This window comes from Streptomyces sp. NPDC048507 (assembly GCF_043199995.1).
Taxonomy (GTDB): domain Bacteria; phylum Actinomycetota; class Actinomycetes; order Streptomycetales; family Streptomycetaceae; genus Streptomyces.
Window position 1 is genome coordinate 1 of sequence record NZ_JBICWZ010000023.1, and the last position, 18,866, is coordinate 18,866.

At 73.2% G+C, this 18,866-nt stretch carries 21 protein-coding genes and 2 pseudogenes; 13 read left to right on the top strand and 10 right to left on the bottom strand.

Annotated features, from left to right (window positions below):
• Nucleotides 1-183 (top strand): annotated as a pseudogene (locus ACGFXC_RS34325) (2-oxoacid:ferredoxin oxidoreductase subunit beta); the annotation flags it as partial.
• A 93-nt stretch (nucleotides 184-276) separates the two neighbouring features.
• Nucleotides 277-708, top strand: coding sequence for a MarR family winged helix-turn-helix transcriptional regulator (locus ACGFXC_RS34330; protein WP_393718877.1), 432 nt, complete (start codon nucleotides 277-279; stop codon nucleotides 706-708).
• Nucleotides 709-716: 8 nt separating this feature from the next.
• On the opposite strand, the gene ACGFXC_RS34335 is transcribed toward ACGFXC_RS34330, so the two are convergent.
• The 6 genes from ACGFXC_RS34335 to ACGFXC_RS34360 all read right to left on the bottom strand — a co-directional run bounded on the left by ACGFXC_RS34335 (nucleotide 717) and on the right by ACGFXC_RS34360 (nucleotide 5,740).
• On the bottom strand, nucleotides 717-2,174 hold the full coding sequence (locus ACGFXC_RS34335) for an MFS transporter (RefSeq protein WP_393718823.1): 1,458 nt from the start codon (nucleotides 2,172-2,174) through the stop codon (nucleotides 717-719).
• Between the two features lie 174 nt (nucleotides 2,175-2,348).
• Nucleotides 2,349-3,230 (bottom strand): alpha/beta fold hydrolase, encoded by an 882-nt coding sequence (locus ACGFXC_RS34340; RefSeq protein WP_393718824.1) that lies wholly within the window; start codon nucleotides 3,228-3,230, stop codon nucleotides 2,349-2,351.
• Nucleotides 3,227-3,823, bottom strand: a complete 597-nt coding sequence (locus ACGFXC_RS34345; protein ID WP_393718825.1) for a WHG domain-containing protein — start codon at nucleotides 3,821-3,823, stop codon at nucleotides 3,227-3,229. The genes ACGFXC_RS34340 and ACGFXC_RS34345 overlap by 4 nt, the downstream gene beginning before the upstream one ends.
• Before the next feature lie 46 nt (nucleotides 3,824-3,869).
• Nucleotides 3,870-4,694: an aminotransferase class IV gene (locus ACGFXC_RS34350; protein ID WP_393718826.1), complete on the bottom strand. Its 825-nt coding sequence runs from the start codon at nucleotides 4,692-4,694 to the stop codon at nucleotides 3,870-3,872.
• Nucleotides 4,695-4,798: 104 nt separating this feature from the next.
• Nucleotides 4,799-5,209 (bottom strand): rodlin, encoded by a 411-nt coding sequence (locus ACGFXC_RS34355; RefSeq protein WP_393718827.1) that lies wholly within the window; start codon nucleotides 5,207-5,209, stop codon nucleotides 4,799-4,801.
• Between the two features lie 90 nt (nucleotides 5,210-5,299).
• Complete coding sequence (locus ACGFXC_RS34360; RefSeq protein WP_393718828.1) at nucleotides 5,300-5,740, bottom strand: DUF3515 family protein; 441 nt, start codon at nucleotides 5,738-5,740, stop codon at nucleotides 5,300-5,302.
• A 44-nt stretch (nucleotides 5,741-5,784) separates the two neighbouring features.
• On the opposite strand from ACGFXC_RS34360, the gene ACGFXC_RS34365 reads away from it, so the two are divergent.
• Both ACGFXC_RS34365 and ACGFXC_RS34370 read left to right on the top strand, forming a co-directional pair.
• Nucleotides 5,785-6,084, top strand: a complete 300-nt coding sequence (locus tag ACGFXC_RS34365; protein WP_393718829.1) for a DUF4287 domain-containing protein — start codon at nucleotides 5,785-5,787, stop codon at nucleotides 6,082-6,084.
• Between the two features lie 65 nt (nucleotides 6,085-6,149).
• Complete coding sequence (locus ACGFXC_RS34370) at nucleotides 6,150-6,656, top strand: DinB family protein (protein WP_393718830.1); 507 nt, start codon at nucleotides 6,150-6,152, stop codon at nucleotides 6,654-6,656.
• Nucleotides 6,657-6,691: 35 nt separating this feature from the next.
• On the opposite strand, the gene ACGFXC_RS34375 is transcribed toward ACGFXC_RS34370, so the two are convergent.
• Both ACGFXC_RS34375 and ACGFXC_RS34380 read right to left on the bottom strand, forming a co-directional pair.
• A complete protein-coding gene (locus ACGFXC_RS34375; protein ID WP_393718831.1) occupies nucleotides 6,692-7,153 on the bottom strand; it encodes a nuclear transport factor 2 family protein in 462 nt (153 codons plus the stop codon).
• A gap of 192 nt (nucleotides 7,154-7,345) precedes the next feature.
• Complete coding sequence (locus tag ACGFXC_RS34380; RefSeq protein ID WP_393718832.1) at nucleotides 7,346-8,701, bottom strand: lysine N(6)-hydroxylase/L-ornithine N(5)-oxygenase family protein; 1,356 nt, start codon at nucleotides 8,699-8,701, stop codon at nucleotides 7,346-7,348.
• A gap of 220 nt (nucleotides 8,702-8,921) precedes the next feature.
• Here ACGFXC_RS34380 and ACGFXC_RS34385 point away from each other — a divergent pair, with 220 nt between their 5' ends.
• Entirely contained in the window at nucleotides 8,922-9,566 is a 645-nt protein-coding gene (locus tag ACGFXC_RS34385; RefSeq protein WP_393718833.1) for an FMN-binding negative transcriptional regulator, read from the top strand.
• A gap of 27 nt (nucleotides 9,567-9,593) precedes the next feature.
• On the opposite strand, the gene ACGFXC_RS34390 is transcribed toward ACGFXC_RS34385, so the two are convergent.
• Entirely contained in the window at nucleotides 9,594-10,508 is a 915-nt protein-coding gene (locus ACGFXC_RS34390) for an LmbU family transcriptional regulator (protein ID WP_393718834.1), read from the bottom strand.
• 236 nt (nucleotides 10,509-10,744) lie between these two features.
• On the opposite strand from ACGFXC_RS34390, the gene ACGFXC_RS34395 reads away from it, so the two are divergent.
• From ACGFXC_RS34395 to argB, 3 genes and pseudogenes are all read left to right on the top strand, one after another.
• Nucleotides 10,745-11,965 (top strand): serine hydrolase domain-containing protein, encoded by a 1,221-nt coding sequence (locus ACGFXC_RS34395; RefSeq protein WP_393718835.1) that lies wholly within the window; start codon nucleotides 10,745-10,747, stop codon nucleotides 11,963-11,965.
• Nucleotides 11,966-12,099: 134 nt separating this feature from the next.
• Nucleotides 12,100-12,327: pseudogene (locus ACGFXC_RS34400) on the top strand (N-acetyl-gamma-glutamyl-phosphate reductase); the annotation flags it as partial.
• Between the two features lie 62 nt (nucleotides 12,328-12,389).
• Nucleotides 12,390-13,268 carry an acetylglutamate kinase gene (gene argB, locus ACGFXC_RS34405; protein WP_393718878.1) on the top strand — a complete coding sequence of 293 codons (879 nt, stop codon included), beginning with the start codon at nucleotides 12,390-12,392 and terminating at the stop codon, nucleotides 13,266-13,268.
• Nucleotides 13,269-13,283: 15 nt separating this feature from the next.
• Here argB and ACGFXC_RS34410 read toward each other — a convergent pair whose 3' ends face one another.
• Nucleotides 13,284-14,030 (bottom strand): thioesterase II family protein, encoded by a 747-nt coding sequence (locus ACGFXC_RS34410; protein ID WP_393718836.1) that lies wholly within the window; start codon nucleotides 14,028-14,030, stop codon nucleotides 13,284-13,286.
• 451 nt (nucleotides 14,031-14,481) lie between these two features.
• Here ACGFXC_RS34410 and ACGFXC_RS34415 point away from each other — a divergent pair, with 451 nt between their 5' ends.
• The 5 genes from ACGFXC_RS34415 to ACGFXC_RS34435 all read left to right on the top strand — a co-directional run bounded on the left by ACGFXC_RS34415 (nucleotide 14,482) and on the right by ACGFXC_RS34435 (nucleotide 18,821).
• Nucleotides 14,482-14,697 (top strand): MbtH family protein, encoded by a 216-nt coding sequence (locus tag ACGFXC_RS34415; RefSeq protein ID WP_393718837.1) that lies wholly within the window; start codon nucleotides 14,482-14,484, stop codon nucleotides 14,695-14,697.
• An 83-nt stretch (nucleotides 14,698-14,780) separates the two neighbouring features.
• Nucleotides 14,781-15,497: an LmbU family transcriptional regulator gene (locus ACGFXC_RS34420; protein WP_393718838.1), complete on the top strand. Its 717-nt coding sequence runs from the start codon at nucleotides 14,781-14,783 to the stop codon at nucleotides 15,495-15,497.
• A gap of 82 nt (nucleotides 15,498-15,579) precedes the next feature.
• Entirely contained in the window at nucleotides 15,580-17,133 is a 1,554-nt protein-coding gene (locus tag ACGFXC_RS34425; RefSeq protein ID WP_393718839.1) for an amino acid adenylation domain-containing protein, read from the top strand.
• Between the two features lie 34 nt (nucleotides 17,134-17,167).
• A complete protein-coding gene (locus ACGFXC_RS34430; protein ID WP_393718840.1) occupies nucleotides 17,168-17,398 on the top strand; it encodes an acyl carrier protein in 231 nt (76 codons plus the stop codon).
• Between the two features lie 238 nt (nucleotides 17,399-17,636).
• Nucleotides 17,637-18,821, top strand: a complete 1,185-nt coding sequence (locus tag ACGFXC_RS34435) for an NAD(P)/FAD-dependent oxidoreductase (protein WP_393718841.1) — start codon at nucleotides 17,637-17,639, stop codon at nucleotides 18,819-18,821.
• The last annotated feature ends 45 nt before the right edge of the window (nucleotides 18,822-18,866 follow it).

An 18,866-nucleotide genomic window follows, 5' to 3' on the forward strand; every position in this document is an offset into this window, starting at 1 on the left:
CTCTCCCGCCTCGCGGACCCCGACACCCTCCACCACACCCCCATCGGCGTCTTCCGCGACACCACCCGCCCCGTCTACGACACCCTCATGGCCGAACAGCTCGACACCGCCATCGACCAGAAGGGCAAGGGCGACCTCGCCACCCTCCTCACCGGCAACGACACCTGGACCGTCACCGGCTGACGGGCCGATGGCCGATCAGTCCAGATGTATCTGTTTCGATGTAAGGTCGGCCGGGTGAACGGAGTACAGCTCTTCCTGCTCGGCCGGACGCTGATGAAGATCGGCGAGGAGGCCATTCCGACCGGCGGCGTCGGCAAGCGGGCCACGAGCACGCGGTCGATGCTGATCGTGATGCTCGACGTGTACGAACACCCCGGCACGACGGTCGGCGAGGTCGCCGCGCGCTCCGGCCTGCCGCAGAGCGCCGTCTCCGCGTGCGTGGCCCGGCTCCGCGAGACCGGGTCGGTGATCTCCGCCACCGATCCGGCCGACCGCCGCCGTACGCTGCTGCGCCAGAACCCGGAGGTCGGCGACCGCCGCGCCGAGGTGGCCTCGACCCCCGTCGACGCCGCCCTCGCCACCGCCCTCGGCACCGCGGACCCCGTCGACGTGGCCGAAGTGCTCGCGCTCCTGGAAGCCCTCGCCCGCCGCCTCTCCCCGGACATGCTGGCCCGCCTCACCCTCGACGCCCCGGCCGGCGCCTGACCCGGCGGCTACCGTACGCCGCCCGGGGCCGGGGACGCGGTGGCGAACGCCGGCCCGGTCTCCTGAGGCGCGTCCGGGCCCGGGCCCGCCGGCGCCGGCCCGGCCGGCGCGTGCCCCCGTAGCAGCAGGCAGCCGATCGCCGCGATGACCACCGCCGCGATCGGCAGCACCGCCGTCACGTGCAGCGTGGCCACGAAGGCGTCGGCGTACGTCGCCCCCCGGGCGACTCCGGCCGCCAGCCGGCCCTGGAGCAGGGCGCCCACCGCCGCCGCGCCGATGACCGAACCGATCTGCCGGACCGTGCTGTTGATCCCGGAGGCCGCGCCGGCCAGCCGCGGATCGACGTTGCGCATCGCCTCCGCCGACATCGGCGCCACCACCAGCCCCACTCCCAGACCCGTCGTCAGCGTCGCCGGGACGAAGGCGTACCAGGGCGTCACGGGCCCCGCGATCAGCACGAGGGCGAGCATCCCCGCCGCGTAGCAGGCCAGGCCCGCCACCAGCGGGTACCGGCCGCCGATCCGGTCCGACAGCCGGCCCGCCCAGGGGCCGACGAGCATCGACACCAGCGAGGACGGCGCCAGCACCAGGCCGGCCTTGACGGCGCTCAGGTGCAGCACGCTCTGCAGGTAGAGGTTGAAGGGCAGGACGAGGCCGATCATCGCCATCGACAGCAGCCCCACCACCACCGTGAGCACCGCGAAGTTGCGGTCCCGGAAGAGCGCGAAGGGCACCAGCGGCGCGCGCCGCTGCACGCCCCGCTGGTGCAGCAGGAAGGCCCCGGCCAGCGCCGCACCCCCGGCCAGCAGCGCCAGGATGCCCGGCCCCCAGCGGTAGTGCCCACCCTCCTGGAGCCCGAAGGCCAGGCAGAACAGCGCGCCCGTGGCGAGCAGGACGCCCGTCAGGTCGAAGCGGCAGGTCCGCCCGGTGCGCACGTCCGGCACCACGAGCAGGGTCAGCAGCAGGGCCGCGATCCCGACCGGCACGTTGACCAGGAAGATCCACCGCCAGCCGGCCGTCGACACCAGGATCCCGCCCAGCGTCGGGCCCGAGAGGGTGGCCAGACCGGCGACCGTGCCCCAGACGCCCAGGGCGGTCCCGCGCCGCTGCGCGGGGAAGACCGAGACGATCAGGGTCATGGTCTGCGGCACCAGCAACGCCGCGCCCAGGCCCTGGAGTCCGCGGGCCGCGATCAGGAAACCGGCGCCCGGCGCGAGCCCGCAGGCCACGCTGGCCAGGGTGAAGACCGCCACTCCGGCGGCGAACAGCCTGCGCGGCCCCCACAGGTCCCCGAGGCGTCCCGCGCTGATCAGCAGTACGGCCGTCACCAGGGCGTAGCCGCTGACCACCCACAGCGCCTGGTCGAGCGTGGCCCCGAGGGAGGCGGTCATCTCCGGGATCGCGATGTTGACGATGGTCAGGTCCAGCAGCGTCATGAAGAAACCCAGCGCGACGGTGACGAGCACCGCCCAAGGATTCCCGGCCCACTTGCGCACGGCCCCACTCCCCCTTCTCCGTGCCCCCGGCGACGCCCGGCGGCCACACCGCGAAGATATCCCATCTTTTTTGATGCATCAATACAGATGGATATCGGGGGTGCGGGCTGCCGGGGCGTCACCAGCGGTGCGGGGGAGGGGAGATCAGTCCGCCAGGACCTCCAGCAGCCGCGCCGCGAACTCCCGCGGCCGCTCCGTGCATCCGAGGTGTCCGCCCGGGAACTCCGCGAAGGCCGCCCCGGTCAGCTCCGCCAGCCGCCGGGCCGGCCCCGACAGGGCGGGCTGCTGCCGGGAGTCGCGCCCGGCCGCCGTCACCAGCACCGCGGCCGCCCGCCGCAGCGCCGTCACGTCGGGCACGTACGAGGTGAACGGGCACAGCACGTGCTCCAGGAAGCCGGGCTGGTTCGCGTGCATGCGCGGCGCCATCTCCATGACCTCGGGCGGCAGCGTGTCCGGCTCCCGGTCCGGGCCGCGGTCCTCCTCGCGGTCCTCCTCGGGATCCCCGCCCCCGTCCGCCGCGAGCCCCTCGCCGAGGCGCGCCATCGCCGCCCCCGCGCCCCGCGCGCGCAGCAGCGTACGGACCTCCGCGAACAGGGCCCGGTACGCGGCGGGCTCCGCCAGCACCTCCACCAGCGGCGGCTCGTGCGCCACCACCCGGCGCAGCCGCTCCGGGTGACGGGCCGCCAGGTCGAGCGCGGCGACGGCGCCCGCACTGCACCCGAGGACGTACGCGGGCTCGTGCGGGGAGTGCAGTTCCAGCAGCCGGTACGCGTCGTCGCCCCAGTCCGCCACCCGCTGACCGGCGGGAGGTCCGTCGAGCGGACTGCGGGAGTGGCCGCGCGGGTCGAAGGAGACGACGGTGTACCCGGCCGCGGCGAGCCCGGGGGCGACGGCCGCGTACAGTCCGGCGTCGGCCCCGCCGCCGGGTATCAGCAACAGCAGCGGGCCGCTGCCCCGCCGCTCGTGGTACAGGGTGGCGCCGGGCACCTTCAGGGTCCCGGCCGTGATCGCGTGGATGTCCGTCACTCTTCCTCTTCTTCCTCTCCGGGTGCGTGCGACGGCCAGTTCGCCAGCGCGACGTGCAGCGCGTCGAGCGCCCGCGCCCAGGACGCGCGGACCTCGCGGGCGTGCCCGAAACCACCGCCGAGTTCCAGATGGGCGAAGCCGTGGAAGGTGCTGCGCAGCAGCCGGGCCGCGTCGGTCAGGTCCGGCTCGCGCAGCCCGTAGCCGCGGAGCATCCCGTAGGTCAGCTCGACGCTGCGGCGCAGTCCCGCGGAGTCCGCGACCTCCTCCGGGTCGAAGCGCATCTGCGTGGCGGCGTAACGGCCGGGGCGCTCCAGGGCGTACGCCCGGTAGGCGTCGGCGAAGGCGACCAGCGCCTCCTTGCCGGACCGTCCCACCACCGCGTCGGCGATCCGTGCGGTCATCTCCTCGGAGGCCAGCAGCGCGACCCGCACCCGCAGGTCCCGCAGGTTCCGTACGTGCGAGTAGAGGCTCGCGTCCTTGACGCCGAACCGCCGCGCGAGCGCGGACAGCGTCACCCCGTCGATCCCGTCCTCGTCCGCCATGTCGGCGGCGGCCGCCACCAGTACGGCGGCGCTCAGCCCCGCACGTGCCATGGGGCACCCCCTCTCCCTAGGTTATCCAGGGAGAAACCTAGGGGGTCTAGGTCGAGGGTGTCCAGTGAGTTCCGGTCGCGGGCGGCGGTTCTCCGGCAGCCGCCCACCGCGCCCGCCACCACGCGACCCGCGGCGCGGGACCGGCGGTCATCTGGGCGCCGCTCCCGTCGCCCTCACCGGCGCCCACCCAGCCCGTGACGGGCCGCGGCCCGTGCAGCGCGTTGACGGTCCACACCTCGCGCCCGCTCAACTCCCGCGGCCGTACCCGTCGAAGCCGCACCTCCACGCCCAGCTCACCGGCCCGCCGCAGCACCCACCCGGCCGTCACCCCCGCCAGCACCGGCAGCGCGGGATCGACCGCGCACAGGGCGTCCCCCTCCCACCACACCAGCGAGGCCGTGGCGGTCTCCAGTACGGTCCCCGCGGGCGAGAGCAGCAGCGCGTCGTCGGCCCCCGCCGCGACCGCCCGCGCCCGCAGCCCGCCCAGCGCGGCGAGGTCGGGACCCTTGCGCCGGGGCAGCAGGCGCGGATCCGTACCCTGCACCCACAGCCGTACGGCGGCGGTCCGCGGCGGCGCCACCCGCATCCGCAGCTGGAGCCGCCCGTCGACCAGCTCCACGCGGGGGAACCAGCACCCCGCCGGGGGCAGCGCGGCCGCCACGGCCCCGCGGAAACCCGCCAGTCGCGCCACCGGCCCGCCCGCCCCGGCGACCGCCGCGCCGAACCTGCGCCAGTGCGCGTCCCACTCCCTCACCCGGCCGTCCTCGACGAGCCACGAGTCGGCCGCCGCGGGCTCCCCGTCCGCCCCGCCCGGGACGAGGCCGTCCGCGCCGTACACCAGGACCCGTTCACCACCGCTGCTCACGCTCACGCCCGGAGCATAGGTCCGCGTCCCGGACCGGGCCGGACCCGCACGTGCGGAAGGGCCGGCCGAGGGCGCTCGTGCGGACGCCCCGGGCCGGCCCTTCCGGACGGTCAGCTGTTGGCGGAGAGGTTGCCGGACAGGACCGGGATGTTGTCCAGGATGTGCGAGAGCGGCTCGTCGCCCTTGGCCTGGGTGGAGTTCTCGGTGCACTGCTGGTTCTGCGGGTTGGACAGGACGTTGATGTCCTGGACGCCGACGTTGACCAGGGCCACCAGCGACTGGGCGTTGATCTTGGCCGGCAGGCCGATGCAGGGCTTGTTCAGGGTGCCCTGGACCAGGCCGAGCTGCGGGCTCAGGTCGCCGGAGGTCTTCTGGTTGCCGTAGACCTGCTGGGCACCGTTGCCGTTGACGGTGTTGATCCCGTTGTCGTTGCCGATGGCCATGGCCGGGGTCGCGATGGCCGCGCCCGCGCCGACGGCAACGGCGGAGACCGCGGCAGCGGTCATGATCTTCTTCAGCATTCTCGAGCAGTCCTTCGCATGAGGGATAACGGGCCCCCGATTGGGGAAGTCCCCCTGCTAACGCCGCCGGCCCCCGCTCGTGGCGGGATGTCACCCGATTGCCGCGTCGTCCGTTCCCAGGCAGCGTGACGTCCGCGCGATGTGCCCCAGGCTCGCGTTGATGACCACCAGGGCGTCGCCGGCCGTCCGCCCGCCCTCGAAAGCGACCGAGACCGCCGTCTCGCGCCCGTAGGTGGTGAACACCCACCTCCCGCCGCGCCCGGCCCGGCTGTCGTCGAGCACCCAGTCGACGCCGTTGACGTCCACACAGCTGTCGATGCTCGGAGCGGGCGGCCGCACCCCGCACCGCAGCACGACGGCCCCGTCCCCCCACCCCGCGGCGCCGGTTCCCCGGACGGAGTCCCGCTCCCGCCCCAGCAGCCGCTCGGGGAGCCGCGCGAGCGCCTCCGTCGCCGCCAGGGTACGGACCGCGTCCGCGGAAAAAATCTCCGGGGCGGCGATGAGTTGTGGCGGCGGCCGGGGTCTACCCACCGGACGCACACCGCGGCCACGAAGCGATCCGGGGGAGAACAGACATGTCGTTCCAGGCGTACCTCGACACCATCGAGACCAAGACGGGCCTGACGCCCCGCCAGTTCGTCGCCCTGGCCGGCGAACGCGGCTACGACGACCCGTCCACGAAGGCGGCGACGGTCCTCGCGTGGCTGAAGGAGGACCACGGACTGGGCCGGGGGCACGGCATGGCGCTGGTCCACGTCCTCAAGCACGGAGCGAAGATCGACGCGAAGCACGTCGGGACGTCGGGCTCCCACCGCGACGCCTCCGACACCCTGTGGCTGGACGGCAAGGCCACCCGCCCCGCCGGCCACCGGTGAGCGGGCGGGCGGCGGCCGGGGTACCGGAACCCGGCCGCCCGCCGACCGGGTGAGAGGATCGGGCGATGACCGTCGAACGCCTGAACCCGCCGACCATCGCCGACGAGCGCGAAATGCTCCGCGGCCACCTGGACTTCCACCGGCAGACGCTGGAGCTCAAGTGCGCCGGCCTGAGCGACGACCAGCTCCGCACCCGCTCGATGCCGCCCTCCACCCTCAGCCTGCTGGGCCTGGTCCGGCACATGGCCGAAGTCGAACGGAACTGGTTCCGGCGGGTGGTCGACGCCCAGGACGTCCCGCTGGTGTGGTCGGACGACTTCGACTTCCAGACGGCGTACGAGGCCTCCGACGCGGACGCGGCCACCGCCTTCGGCGCCTGGCGGGCCGAGACCGAGCACGCCAGGCGCATCGAACGGCAGGCCCCGACCCTGGACCTGGTGGTCCACGAACGCCGGCGCGGCCTGGAGGTCTCGCTCCGCTGGGTGATGCTGCACATGATCCACGAGTACGCCCGCCACAACGGCCACGCCGACTTCCTGCGCGAGGGCGTCGACGGCACGACGGGCGTCTGAGCGCCCCGCCCCCGCCGCCGCCGCCCCCGCCGCCCTCAGGCCAGGTCGTCGCGGGTCACCCGGCGGTGGGCGGTGCGCCAGGCGCCGTGGACGGGGACCAGGACGTCCTCCATGACGTACACGTACAGGACCCTGGAACCGCCGCCGCCGGGCGTGGCGTACGCCAGGGCCGAACAGCGGGTGCGCAGCGAGCCGTCCGCCTGCGGGCGCACGTCGAGCATGCCGATCCAGTGGTCGAGGCGGCTGCCCGCCTCCCGCTCGCGGGCCGCGCCGGCGCGCACGCAGCCGGTGCGGCCGGCGCGTACCCGTACCGGCGCGGACACCGGCGGCCTTTCGAACAGGGCGTCCTCGGTGAAGGTGTCCGGCCAGCCCCCGGCGTCGGGTCCGTCCAGGATGCGCATCTGCTGCGCATAGAAATGCTGCACCTCCGCGTACAAGGCGGAGAATTCCCGGCTCCGGGGCGTGCGATCGGCGGTGCCCACCAGCTCGACGGTCATGATCTCGGCCTCCGCTTTCCGTCCTTTTCCCTGCTCGGTGGGGCCAGTATTCGAGGACCGGATCGAACATCCTTGAAATACCCCTCAAGCGGGGCGCGGACATTCTCGAAAAAGCCGTCATGACCGTATTCGGAGAATTCGCCGGATCGTGGACGGCCCGGAGGGGGCGGGCCGGGGGCGGGCCCGCCCCGCTCAGGCGGCCGAGGGCTCCTTCGTGGCGGCCGGGGCGTGGTTCAGCTCCCGCTCGGTGCGCCGCAGCACGATCGAGTCGGCGATCTCCCCGCTGCGCACCGCGATGTTCGACAGCAGCGAGGACGACAGGCCGTGGCTGTGCTCGGTGCCGCCCTGCACGTAGACGCCGCAGGTCAGCTCGGCCGCGCTGACCAGGCGGTAGTCGCGCTCCACCCGGTGCCTGCCCGCCGCGTCGCGCTCGAAGTGCCGGTCGAAGTCCTCGCCGAGGAGGCGGGCCGGGTCCAGCCCGTCGTAGCCGGTGGCGAACACCAGCGCGTCGACGGCCAGCTCCTGCGTCCGGTCGTCGAGCAGCGAGCGCAGCACCACCCGGGCGCCGTCCCCGACGCGCCTGACCTCCTCGACCCGGGTGAGGTTGCGGAAGTGCAGCCGCTGGGTGCCCAGCACCTGCTCGTCGTACGACCGCTGGTACAGGGCCCGGATCACGTCGCTGTCGACCACCGAGTAGTTGGTGTTGCGGTGGTAGCGCCAGAACGCGTCCCGCGCCCGCTCGGTGCCGAAGTAGTACTCGTCGACCGCGCCCGGGTCGAACAGCTGGTTGACGAAGGGGGTGTCGTCGGCGACGGAGTAGCCGTACGACGGAATGACGGCCGAGACCTCGGCGTGCGGCAGCGCGTCGTGCAGGAAGCGGGCGATCTCCGCCGCGCTCTGGCCGGCCCCGACCACCGCCACGCTCTTGAGGTCCTGCGGGTCCTGGGCCTTGAACCTGCTCAGGAACTCCGAGCTGTGCCAGATCCGGTCGTCCGCCGTGACGCCCTCCGGCAGGCGCGGCACCAGGCCCGTGGAGATGGCCACGTTGCGCGCGGTGACCACCCGCGAGGTGCCGTCGCCGTCGCGCACCTCCAGCTCCAGGAGGCCGGCGGTCGCGGCCCCGGGCTCGGTCACCGGCCGGATCGAGACGACCTCGGTCCCGTAGGTGACCCGGTCGCGCAGCCCGGCGGCCGCCCACTCCAGGTACTGGTGGAATTCCTGCCGGGTCGGGACGAAGTCCGCGTTGTTCACGAACTGGGCGAGCCGGTGCGAGGCGTGCAGGTACGAGACGAAGCTGAACCGGGAGAGCGGGTTCCGGAAGGTCACCAGGTCCTTCAGGAACGAGATCTGCATGGTCGTCGAGGGCAGCAGCATGTTCCGGTGCCAGCCGAAGGCGGGCTGCCGCTCGAAGAAGTGCGATGTGACCGGATCCTGCGCGGCGCTCGACCCGTGCTCCTCCAGGGCGATCGCGAGCGACATGTTGGACGGGCCGAAACCGATACCGACCACGTCGTAGACCTCTTGGCTGCGCCTACCCGATACGCCCATAGAAAATTCTCCCGTTAGCGTCTGAAAAACTTGGACGGTGGCCCGAGACCGTTATGCAGTCTTGCCCTGGAGGGCGTCTCAAGACAACCTGGAGACGATATGAACTGCCTTTTCGGTGCTCCCGGGGCGGCTGTTATCCGGAATGGTTGTCCTGTCGCCGGGACACCAGTACCGTCGGCGCATATCTTCAGAATTCGTGCGTTCCGAAAGGAGAATGCGGATGTTCGTGCCCCATGATTACCGGGAACCGGACGGTTCGTGGATGGTGGACCTGATCCGCGCCAACCCGCTGGCGCTCGCGGTGGCCAACGGCAACCCCGAGGACGGTCCGTTCGCCACGCACCTGCCGGTCATCTTCGATCCCGAGAGCCCGGGGACCCCGTCGTCCGGGCTGCCCGGCGCCACGCTGCTGGGACACCTGAACCGGGAGAACCCGCACTGGGCGGAGCTGGAGACGGGCAGCGTCCTGCTGCTGACCTTCACCGGTCCGCACTCCTACGTCTCACCCACGGTGTACGAGAAGACGCCGGCCGCCCCGACCTGGAACTTCACCTCGGTGCACGTCCGGGGCGTGGTGGAGCGGATCGACTCGGCGGAGGAGACCCTGGGCGTGGTGGAGTCCACCGTGCGCGCCTTCGAGGGGCGGTTCGGCAACGGCTGGGACATGACCGAGTCGCTCGACTACTTCCGCGAGATCCTGCCCGGAGTGGGCGCCTTCCGGTTCACCGTGACCGGGGCCGAGGGCATGTTCAAGCTCAGCCAGGAGCAGCCCGGTGAGGTCCGCGACCGGGTACGGGTGTCCTTCGGGCAGAGCGCGTGCACCTACAAGCGCCAGACCGCGGGCCTGATGAGCCACCTGCCGTGACCCGCCGGGGACCTCGGCGCCGGGGACTCAGACGCTGACGGCCACCTTCGTCCCGGAGGCCGTCCCGAGTTCCGCCAGGCCGCCGAGGTCCGCCAGGGCGTTCGCGGCCGCGCTGTCCAGCGTGCTCATCACCCACTGCTCGAAGTCGACGCCCAGCTGCTGCGCGGCCCTGCCCCACCAGTCGACCCGGCTGCCGGGCACCTCCAGGCGGCGGCACGGCTCGGTGGCCGGGTGCGCCGGCCGCTCACCCCGGCGCGCGGCGCGGATGGCGCCGCGCAGCTGCTTGGTCGTCCACTGCCCCTGCTCGGCCCGGCCGAGCCACAGGTCCTGCTGCTCGACCGGCATGGAAGCCAGCTCGGCGTGGTGCTGGAAGCTCAGGCCGGGCCGGCGCCGGGTGAGGTCGAAGCGCCGCGAGACCCAGGCGTAGTTGCGCAGCGTCTGGTAGGAGAGGCCGACCGCGCGGATCCCGCGCTGGTAGCGGTCGGTGTAGTGGTCCTTGCCGTACACGAGCCAGTCGCCCAGCCACCAGGACGACGAGTCGAGGACGTCGGCGAGCTGGCGCCCGGCCCGCTCCCACTCGGCGTAGGCCAGTCCGGTCGGCATCTGCAGGCCCACCTTGGTCGTCAGTACCTGTCCCGGTCCCTGTCCCGGTCCCTGGCACGGTCCCTGCGTCTGCCGTGACGCGTCCCCCGTCGCACGCGGCCGCCGGGGCGGGAGCTGGGGGAGAGAGGTTGCCGGGCCGCCACGCGACCCTGCGGATTGATCGGCCTGACGAGCCATCATGCCTCCATGGGAAGGGACTGGATAACCGGCCAGAAGTCTGGCGAGGGGGTCTGGAGAAGCGACGGAGTGGCGTTCGAAGCCCTGCGCGGAGATCACTGCGGTGGCATGACCCTCCCCGTCCGGTGGCATCATCGGTGAGTTCCGGGCGGCCGGGCACATGAGCGTTCAGGTGTCCGCCCGCAGGACCCGTCCCGTCGACGGGACGGCGGCCGGGAGTCCCCGGCGCCGGGCAGGCCGGCGCCGTGCGGGGGCCCGGGACCGCGGGACGCGCCCGCCACCGCCGCCGTGTCCCCGGCGGACCCTTCCCGCGTTCCGCCCGCCGGGCTCCCTGCGCCGCCCGCGGGCCGCACACGTATCCGAACCAGCCGAGCGAAGACGACCCCCGGGAGCGGGACATGACGATGACGACGACGACACGCAGGACGACACGCAGGAGAACGAAGGCCGGCGTGGTCGCCCTGGCGGCGCTCGCGATGGCGGCCACCGCCCTCACGGGTCCGGCCCAGGCGTCGCCCGCCCGGGCGGCGCGGGACACGGCGTCCACGGCGGCCGGCCACCCGGCCACGCAGCGCGCGATCGACGCGGCCGTCGCGGCCGGTGTCCCCGGGATCACCGCCGAGGCGCGGGACGCGGGCGGCGTCTGGAAGACGGCGGCGGGCGTGGGCAACCTGAAGACGGGCGCCCCGCGCGGCAAGAACGACCGCTTCCGCATCGGCGGCATCACCAACACCTTCGTGGCGACCGTCCTGCTCCAGATGGAGGCGGAGAAGAAGCTCAGCCTCGACGACTCCGTGGAACGCCACCTGCCCGGCCTGGTCACCGGCCACGGCAACGACGGCAGCCGGATCACCGTACGCCAGCTCCTCAACCACACCAGCGGCCTGTTCGACTACCTGGCCGACGCGGACTACGCCGCCACCTACCTCAGCGGCGACGGCTTCCTCCAGCACCGGTACGACACCCTGACGCCCCGCTCGCGCATCGGCGTGGCGCTCTCCCACGAACCGCCGTTCCAGCCCGGCGTACGGCACTGGTACTCCACCACCAACGACGTCCTGGCCGCGCTCGTCCTCGAACAGGTCGCCGGCCGGCCCTACGAGGACGAGGTGCGCCGGCGCATCATCAACCCCCTCGGACTCACGGCGACGTCCCACCCCGGCACCGGCGTCCGCCTGCCCCAGCCGAGCGGCCGCGGCTACTCCAGGCTGTTCGCCGCACAGCCGGACCGGATCGACGACGTCACCGAGATGAACGGCTCCCAGGCGCGGGGCAACGGCGACATCATCTCCAGCGCCGCCGACCTCAACCGGTTCTACGAGGCCCTCATGCGCGGCCGGCTGCTGCCGCCGCAGCAGCTCCGGGCGATGAAGACGACCGTCGAGAACCCCGACTTCCCGGGCTCGTCCTACGGCCTGGGCATCGAGCGGCTCACCACGAGCTGCGGCAGCACCGTCTGGTACCACGACGGGGGCACCTTCGGCTGGATCACCGTGTCCGCCTTCACCGAGGACGCCCGCCACCAGCTCACCTACAACTACAACGCCAACTGGGGGGCGGAGACGCTCCTGCCCATCCTGAACGCCGAGTACTGCGAGCCGCCCGCCGGCTCGCGCTGAGCCGGGCCGGCAGCGCGCCCGGCGCCCGGCCCGCACGTCAACGACATGTCCGAACGGGAGGGTTCATGACAGTGCGAGCAGCCGTGGCCGCCGCGAGCGGGTACGCGGGGGGCGAGCTCCTGCGCCTGCTGCCGACCCAGCCCCGCGGCCTGCCCGAACTGCCGGGAGGGCGCGTCGAACCGGCGGTCCTGCCGGTCCTGGCCCCGGCGTACGCGCGGGGCCCCGCCGAACCGGCGGCGGTCGTCGTCGCGGCGTCCGGCACGTCGGGTGCGGCGACACCCCGGGGGGACCTGCCCGGCAGCGAGGTCACGGGCTCCGTGCACCCGTACGGAGTCGGCGGCGGCCACCGGCGCACGCCCGAGAAGGGAGTCGCACCGTGAGCGCCCTGCCCAAGGCGCGCGCCCTCGTCGAGGCGCTGCCCTGGATGGCCCGTCACCACGGCAAGACCGTCGTCATCAAGTTCGGCGGCAACGCCATGGTCGACGACGACCTCAAGGCGGCCTTCGCCAAGGACGTCCTCTTCCTGCGGCACGCGGGCCTGCGCCCCGTCGTGGTGCACGGCGGCGGCCCGCAGATCAGCGCGCAGCTGCGGCGCCTGGGCCTGGAGTCCCGTTTCCAGGGCGGGCTGCGGGTCACCACCGACGAGACCATGGACGTCGTGCGCATGGTCCTCGCCGGGCAGGTGCAGCGCGAGCTCGTCGGGCTCCTCAACGAGCACGGCCCGCACGCGGTCGGCATGACCGGCGAGGACGCCCGGCTGATGACCGCCTCCAAGCACTACGCGCGGGTCGGCGGGAAGGCCGTGGACATCGGCCGCGTCGGCGAGGTCGCCCACGTCGACCCCGGGATCGTCCGGGCCCTCCTCGACGACGGCCGCATCCCCGTCATCTCCTCCATCGCCCGCTCCCAGGACGACAAGGACGCCGCCGGGGGAGGGGTGTTCAACGTCAACGCCGACACCGCCGCCGCCGCCCTCGCGGCCGCGCTCGGCGCCGAGGCGCTGCTGATCCTCACCGACGTCGAGGGCCTGTACGCGAACTGGCCGCACGGCGACGAGGTGATCCCCCGGCTGACCGCGGGCGAACTGACCGCACTGCTGCCCGCACTGGCCTCCGGGATGATCCCCAAGATGGAGGCCTGCCTGTACGCCGTGACGCACGGGGTGCGCAGCGCCCGCGTCATCGACGGCCGGACCGAGCACTGCGTCCTGTCGCAGATCTTCACCGGGGAGGGCGCCGGCACGGTGGTCGTGCCGGACGACGGCCGGTACGACGACGGGCGCCCGGAGGGAGCCACGGCCTGAGCGGGTCCGCCCGCGTCAGGCGGGGCGCGCCGCGCCCGCCGCGTCGAGGGCCGCGGCCGCGTCCCGGGCGATCTGCCGCAGCAGCGGCCGGGGATCGTCCTGGAAGTAGAAGTGGCCGCCCTCGAAGACCCGCAGGCCCATGAACCGTTCGGTGTACCCGGCCCAGCCGGCCATCCGCCGCGGTGACGAGGCGCGGTCCCCGTCGCCCGCGAAGGCGGACAGCGCCACGGGCAGCGCGGCCGCCTCCGGATCGGGCCGCCAGTTCTCCACCAGGGCCAGGTCGGCCCGGATGACCGGTTCGAACAGGGCCCACAGCTCGGGGTCGTCGAAGACCTCGTCGGGCGTGCCGCCGAGCCGCTTCAGCGCGGAGCGCAGCTCGGCGTCCGCCATCCCGTGGTACGGCGTCCCCGCCCCCACGAGCTGCGGCGCGGACCGCGCGGACACCCCGATCCACACCGGCAGGGGCAGGCCCCGCACGACGGCCCGACGGGTGATCTCGTACGCCACGAGGGCGCCCATGCTGTGGCCGAAGAGCGCGTAGGGGCGGGCCGGATCGGGCTCGATGGCCCCCAGCAGGAAGTCGGCGAGCCGGCCGGCGTCCGCGATCTGCGGGACGTCGAGGAGGAAGCCGTGGCCGGGGGCGTCGAGCAGCCGGACGTCCCAGGTGTCCGGCAGCCCGGCGGGCCAGTGGCGGTACAGCGTGTGCGAGCCCCCGGCGTGGTGCAGGACGAACAGGCGCAGGGCAGGTCGGGTGCTGTACATCTCTCCCCCTCGGATGGGCCGTGCACGGGACGCCCGCCTCCGGACGGTAGACCGTGGGCCGCCCGGCGCGGGGCGGGCACCAGGCACGCTCAGGCCCCGGTGCGGCCGCCCTCGGGCGGTCCTCCAGCGCCCGCTCCGGTGCCCGGCCGCCGCCGCCCGCCCCTCCAGGAGACCTTGACCGTGTCTCAAAAGGGTCCGCTCTACAGTGGAGCCGTCGGCCATCCGGCCCCGTGCCCGGCCGGCCCGTACGACGACGACCGGGGCCCGGCCCAGAAGGCCGGGACCCCGCACCACCGCCCGGAGCGGAGCGGAGGGCGGACGGGCCCATCGGCCCGCCGTCCGTTCCCCGGCCCGGGAACGGGTGCGGCCGGCGCACCCGCGCCGCCCGTCCCGCACCCGCCCGGCGCAATCCCATCCCGAGTCACCCCATGACAGTTGAGGACGGTGCGAGTTGAGCACGAACCCCTTCGATGACGAGGACGGCCGCTTCCACGTGGTGGTCAACGACGAGGAGCAGCACTCCCTGTGGCCCGCGTTCGCCGCGGTGCCCGAGGGCTGGCGGCCGGTCTTCGGCGAGGCGTCCCGGGCCGAGTGCCTCGACTACGTCGAGCAGCACTGGACCGACCTGCGCCCCAGGACCCTGCGCGAGGCCATGGCCTCCGACTGAGCGGGCGGCACCGCCTCGCGGGGATCGGTACGTACGCCCGGGCAAGCACTCTGAGTGGGGAGACGAAGGTGGCGAGCGGCGCTGTGAGGACCGCGAGCGGTTTCAAGGCGGGGCCGGGGGGCGACACCGGCGAGCCCGCGCAACGCGACCTGGTCCTGCCCTTCGCGGGGTCCCGGGCCAAGGTGCGCACGTCGGGAATGGTCCTCCCGCAGAACCTCCCCGAGCGGTCCTGGGAGCAGATCGGCACCGATCTGCGCGAGCTCGTGAACTCCTCTGCGTGGTGGCTCGCCGACTGGCTGATCTACGGCGAGGCCACCTACGGGTGGCGCCGGTACAAGGAGGCGATCGAGCGCACCGGGCTGGACTACCAGACCCTGCGCAACTACGCCTGGGTGGCCCGGCGCTTCGAGCACCACCGCAGGCGCGACGCCCTGAGCTTCGCCCACCACGCCGAGGTGGCCCGCCTGGCGCCGCCCGAGCAGGACTACTGGCTGCGCAAGGCCGAGCAGCAGAAGTGGTCGCGCAACGAGCTGCGCCGGTCGGTCCGCGCCAGCCTGGCCGTGCAGAGCGACACCGCCGAGGCCGCCCCGGCCGGCGGCGACGGGCAGCGGGACGTGCCCCGGCCGGCCGCGGCGACGCGCGCCGGCGAGCGCCGGCAGGAGGTCACCACGCTGACCATCGAACTGTCGGCGGGGCAGCTGGAGCACCTCTCGAAGACGGCCGCCGCACACGGCCTGCCCGTCGACAAGTGGGTGGCCCGGATGCTGGCGGGCGCCGACCGCCACAGCGCCACCGCCTAGGGCCGGCCCGCCCCGGATCCCCCGGATCCCCGGTGCGCCGACGGCCCGTCCGACCGGACACCCCTCACATCGGAGTCAGTTGATGATCCTTCAGGGAAAGCGGGTCGCCCTGCCCCCGGCGCCCGTCGTCCACCGGCGCTTCGAGGAGCACGCGCGCGACACCCCCGACGCCCCCGCCGTCGTGTGGGACGGACACCGCACGACGTACGCGGAGCTGGACGCGCGGGCGAACCGTTTCGCCCACTGGCTGGGCGCGCGCGGACACGGCCGCGGCGCGAAGGTCGGCGTCTGCCTCGACTACTCCACCGACATGCTCGTCGCCATCCTCGGCACCCTGAAGGCGGGCGCGGCCTACGTACCGTTCGACCCGGCCTACCCGGCGGCCCGGCTGCGGCTGCTGCTGGACACGGTGCCCGCTCTCGCCCTGATCGTCGCCTCTGCGGAGACGGCCGGGATGGTCGCCTCGGCGGGCGTCGACGTCATCGGCCTCGACCCCCTCCGCGACGAGCTGGCCGCGCTCCCCGCGAGCGCGCCCGACATCGAGGTCACCGGGGACGACGTCTGCTACGCGGTCTTCACCTCCGGATCGACCGGAACGCCCAAGCTGACCGCGGTGCGCCACGAGGGCTGGTTCAACCTGATGAACTGGCTGAGCCTGGAGTACGGCCTGGACAGCCGGTCGCACAACCTGGTCGTCAGCGCCTTCGGCTTCGACCTCTCCCAGCGCGCCCTGATGACGCCGCTGTTCTGCGGCGCCACCCAGTACCTGATGGCGAGCCGCAGCTTCGACGCCATGATGGCCTACCGCATCCTCGGCCGGCACGACATCCGCACCGTCCACTGCGCCTCCAGCACCCTGTACCTGCTGGTCGACTGGGAGACCGCGCGCGGCGGCGATGCCCTCACCCGGCTCGACTACGTCCTCTTCGGCGGCGAGGCCCTGAAGACCGAACGGCTCACCGCGTGGGCCCGGCGCGAGGGCAACACCTGCACCCTGCTGCACCAGTACGGCGTCGCCGAGTGCACGGACGTCGCGACCTCCTACGACCTCGCCGCCTACCGGCCCGGCGAACACGACGTCCCGCCCGTCGGCACCCCGGCCTACAACACCGACATCCACCTGCTCGACGGGGAACTGCGCGGCGTCGCGCCCGGCGAACAGGGCGAGATCTGCATCTCCGGCGCCGGCGTCGGCGCGGGCTACCTGGGCGCGGGCCCCGAGAACCGGAAGTTCACGACGCTCTCCGTCGACGGGGAGCCGCGCCGGGTGTACCGCACGGGCGACCGCGGCTACGTGAACGGCGACGGCGAGCTGGTCGTCCTCGGCCGGATCGACGCCCAGGTCAAGGTGCGGGGCATGCGCATCGACCCCACCGACGTCGAGCGCGCGCTCGCACGGCTGTCCGGGGTCCGCGAGGCCGCCGTGGTGGTCACGTACACCGGCTCCGGCGAGGCCGAGCTCGTCGCCTTCGTCGTCCCGGCGCGGGAGGCCCCCGCCGAACACGACCTGCGCGCCGGACTCCTGGAGACGCTGCCGCGCAGCATGGTCCCGGCCCGGTTCCTGAGCATCCCTCGAATTCCGCTGAGCCCCCACGGGAAAGCGGACCGCGCGGCGCTGGTGGCGGCGGCCACCTAGCCGGCCGACCTTGATGAATTCCGAGAGGACTGTGATGATTGCCGATCGCGTGCGGGCCATTTGGTGCCGGGAACTGGGACAGGACGGCATATCCGACGACGATGATTTCTTCGCCCTGGGCGGCCAGTCCCTGATCATGGTCAACATTCAGGGGGCATTCCTGGACGAGCTGGGCGCCGAGGTCCCGATGGACCAGATGTTCCGCAATTCCACGGTGGCGTCCATTTCGGCGTACATCGAGTCGCAGGGCGCGGTCGCCCCCTAGCGGATCCCGCCGTCAGGCGTGTTCGACGCCGTGCCGTGTCCCGCCGGCGAGACACGGCACGGCGCCACGGCACGGCGCCACGACACGGGCCCGGCAGGCATTTCCGCCGCGTCCGGACCCTGTTCATTCCGCCCGGCCCGGCGGCTAGCATCGCATTCATGCCCGCGCTGACCACCCTTTTCTTTTCCCCTTGTGGTGCGCCGGGCGAAACAACCCTGCCAAGAGAGGCGTAGGCGCCATGTACGACGTGATTGTCATAGGTGCCCGTTGTGCGGGTTCGCCGACGGCCATGCTATTCGCGCAGCAGGGATACCGCGTCCTGCTCCTGGAGAAAGCGACCTTCCCGCAGGACACCCTCTCCTCCCACTACCTCCACCAGCCCGGCGTGGCGCTCCTCGCCCGGTGGGGACTGCTCGACGCGCTCCGCGAGGCGGGCTGCCGTCCCATCGACCACGAGAGCTACCAGGGCCCCGAGGTCCGCCTCGACGGCTTCTCCCTGCCGGTCGACGGCCAGCGGACCACGTACGCGCCGCGGCGCTACGTGCTCGACCCGATCCTCGCGGCCGGCGCCGTGGCGGCCGGGGTGGAGTTCCGGGAGGGCTGCGCGGCCCACGACCTCCTCTTCGAGGACGACCGGGTCGTCGGCGTCCGCTACACGGCGCCCGACGGCGCCGAGGTCACCGAACGGGCCCGCCTCGTCGTCGGCGCGGACGGCATGCGCTCGCTGGTCGCCCGCAAGGCGGGTGCCCCGAAGGTCATCGAGCACGCCCGCATGACCTGCGTCTACTACAGCTACTGGGCCGGGATCTCCGCGGGCTTCGAGCTGTACGAGCGGCCGGGCCGCTGGGTGGCGGCCGTCCCCACCAACGACGACCTCACGCTGGTCATGACGTACTTCCCGCAGGACGAGTACCACGAGGTCCGCAAGGCGGCGGAGTCCGCCTACCTCGAAGCCGTCCGCACCACCGCGCCCGACCTGTTCGCGCGCATGTCGGCGGGCACCCGCGTGGAGCAGATGTACGGCACCGGGCACCAGGAGAACTACTTCCGCAAGGCCTACGGGCCCGGCTGGGTCCTGGTCGGCGACGCCGTGCACCACAAGGACTCCATCACCGCCCGGGGCATCACCGACGCCTTCGTGCAGGCCCAGGCCCTCACCGACCACATCGGCGAGCGGCTGCACGACGACACCGCCCTCAAGGCGGCCCTGCGGCGCTACGAGAACGACCTGGGCAACACCGCCCTCAGCCTCTACCAGGGCGTCCTGAACGTGGCCGAGCTCAAGCCCGAGGGGCGCACGGAGATGCTCCGCAAGCTGGCCGGTCACCAGGACCTGATCGACCGCTACTTCTCGACCACGTCGGGCGCGATCTCCCTCGACGACTTCTACAACGCCGACCTGTTGACGGTACTCGATCAGTAATTGAGCGGCGGACCGCTCACTGGTAGTCCTGCCGATATTGGAGAA

Coding starts and splice junctions, on each gene's coding strand:
- ACGFXC_RS34330 (WP_393718877.1), top strand. CDS start 277: ATGAAGATCGGCGAGGAGGCCATTCCGACCGGCGGCGTCGGCAAGCGG.
- ACGFXC_RS34345 (WP_393718825.1), bottom strand. CDS start 3,823: ATGGCACGTGCGGGGCTGAGCGCCGCCGTACTGGTGGCGGCCGCCGCC.
- ACGFXC_RS34355 (WP_393718827.1), bottom strand. CDS start 5,209: ATGCTGAAGAAGATCATGACCGCTGCCGCGGTCTCCGCCGTTGCCGTC.
- ACGFXC_RS34365 (WP_393718829.1), top strand. CDS start 5,785: ATGTCGTTCCAGGCGTACCTCGACACCATCGAGACCAAGACGGGCCTG.
- ACGFXC_RS34370 (WP_393718830.1), top strand. CDS start 6,150: ATGACCGTCGAACGCCTGAACCCGCCGACCATCGCCGACGAGCGCGAA.
- ACGFXC_RS34375 (WP_393718831.1), bottom strand. CDS start 7,153: ATGACCGTCGAGCTGGTGGGCACCGCCGATCGCACGCCCCGGAGCCGG.
- ACGFXC_RS34380 (WP_393718832.1), bottom strand. CDS start 8,701: ATGGGCGTATCGGGTAGGCGCAGCCAAGAGGTCTACGACGTGGTCGGT.
- ACGFXC_RS34385 (WP_393718833.1), top strand. CDS start 8,922: ATGTTCGTGCCCCATGATTACCGGGAACCGGACGGTTCGTGGATGGTG.
- ACGFXC_RS34390 (WP_393718834.1), bottom strand. CDS start 10,508: ATGTGCCCGGCCGCCCGGAACTCACCGATGATGCCACCGGACGGGGAG.
- ACGFXC_RS34395 (WP_393718835.1), top strand. CDS start 10,745: ATGACGATGACGACGACGACACGCAGGACGACACGCAGGAGAACGAAG.
- argB (WP_393718878.1), top strand. CDS start 12,390: ATGGCCCGTCACCACGGCAAGACCGTCGTCATCAAGTTCGGCGGCAAC.
- ACGFXC_RS34410 (WP_393718836.1), bottom strand. CDS start 14,030: ATGTACAGCACCCGACCTGCCCTGCGCCTGTTCGTCCTGCACCACGCC.
- ACGFXC_RS34425 (WP_393718839.1), top strand. CDS start 15,580: ATGATCCTTCAGGGAAAGCGGGTCGCCCTGCCCCCGGCGCCCGTCGTC.
- ACGFXC_RS34430 (WP_393718840.1), top strand. CDS start 17,168: ATGATTGCCGATCGCGTGCGGGCCATTTGGTGCCGGGAACTGGGACAG.
- ACGFXC_RS34435 (WP_393718841.1), top strand. CDS start 17,637: ATGTACGACGTGATTGTCATAGGTGCCCGTTGTGCGGGTTCGCCGACG.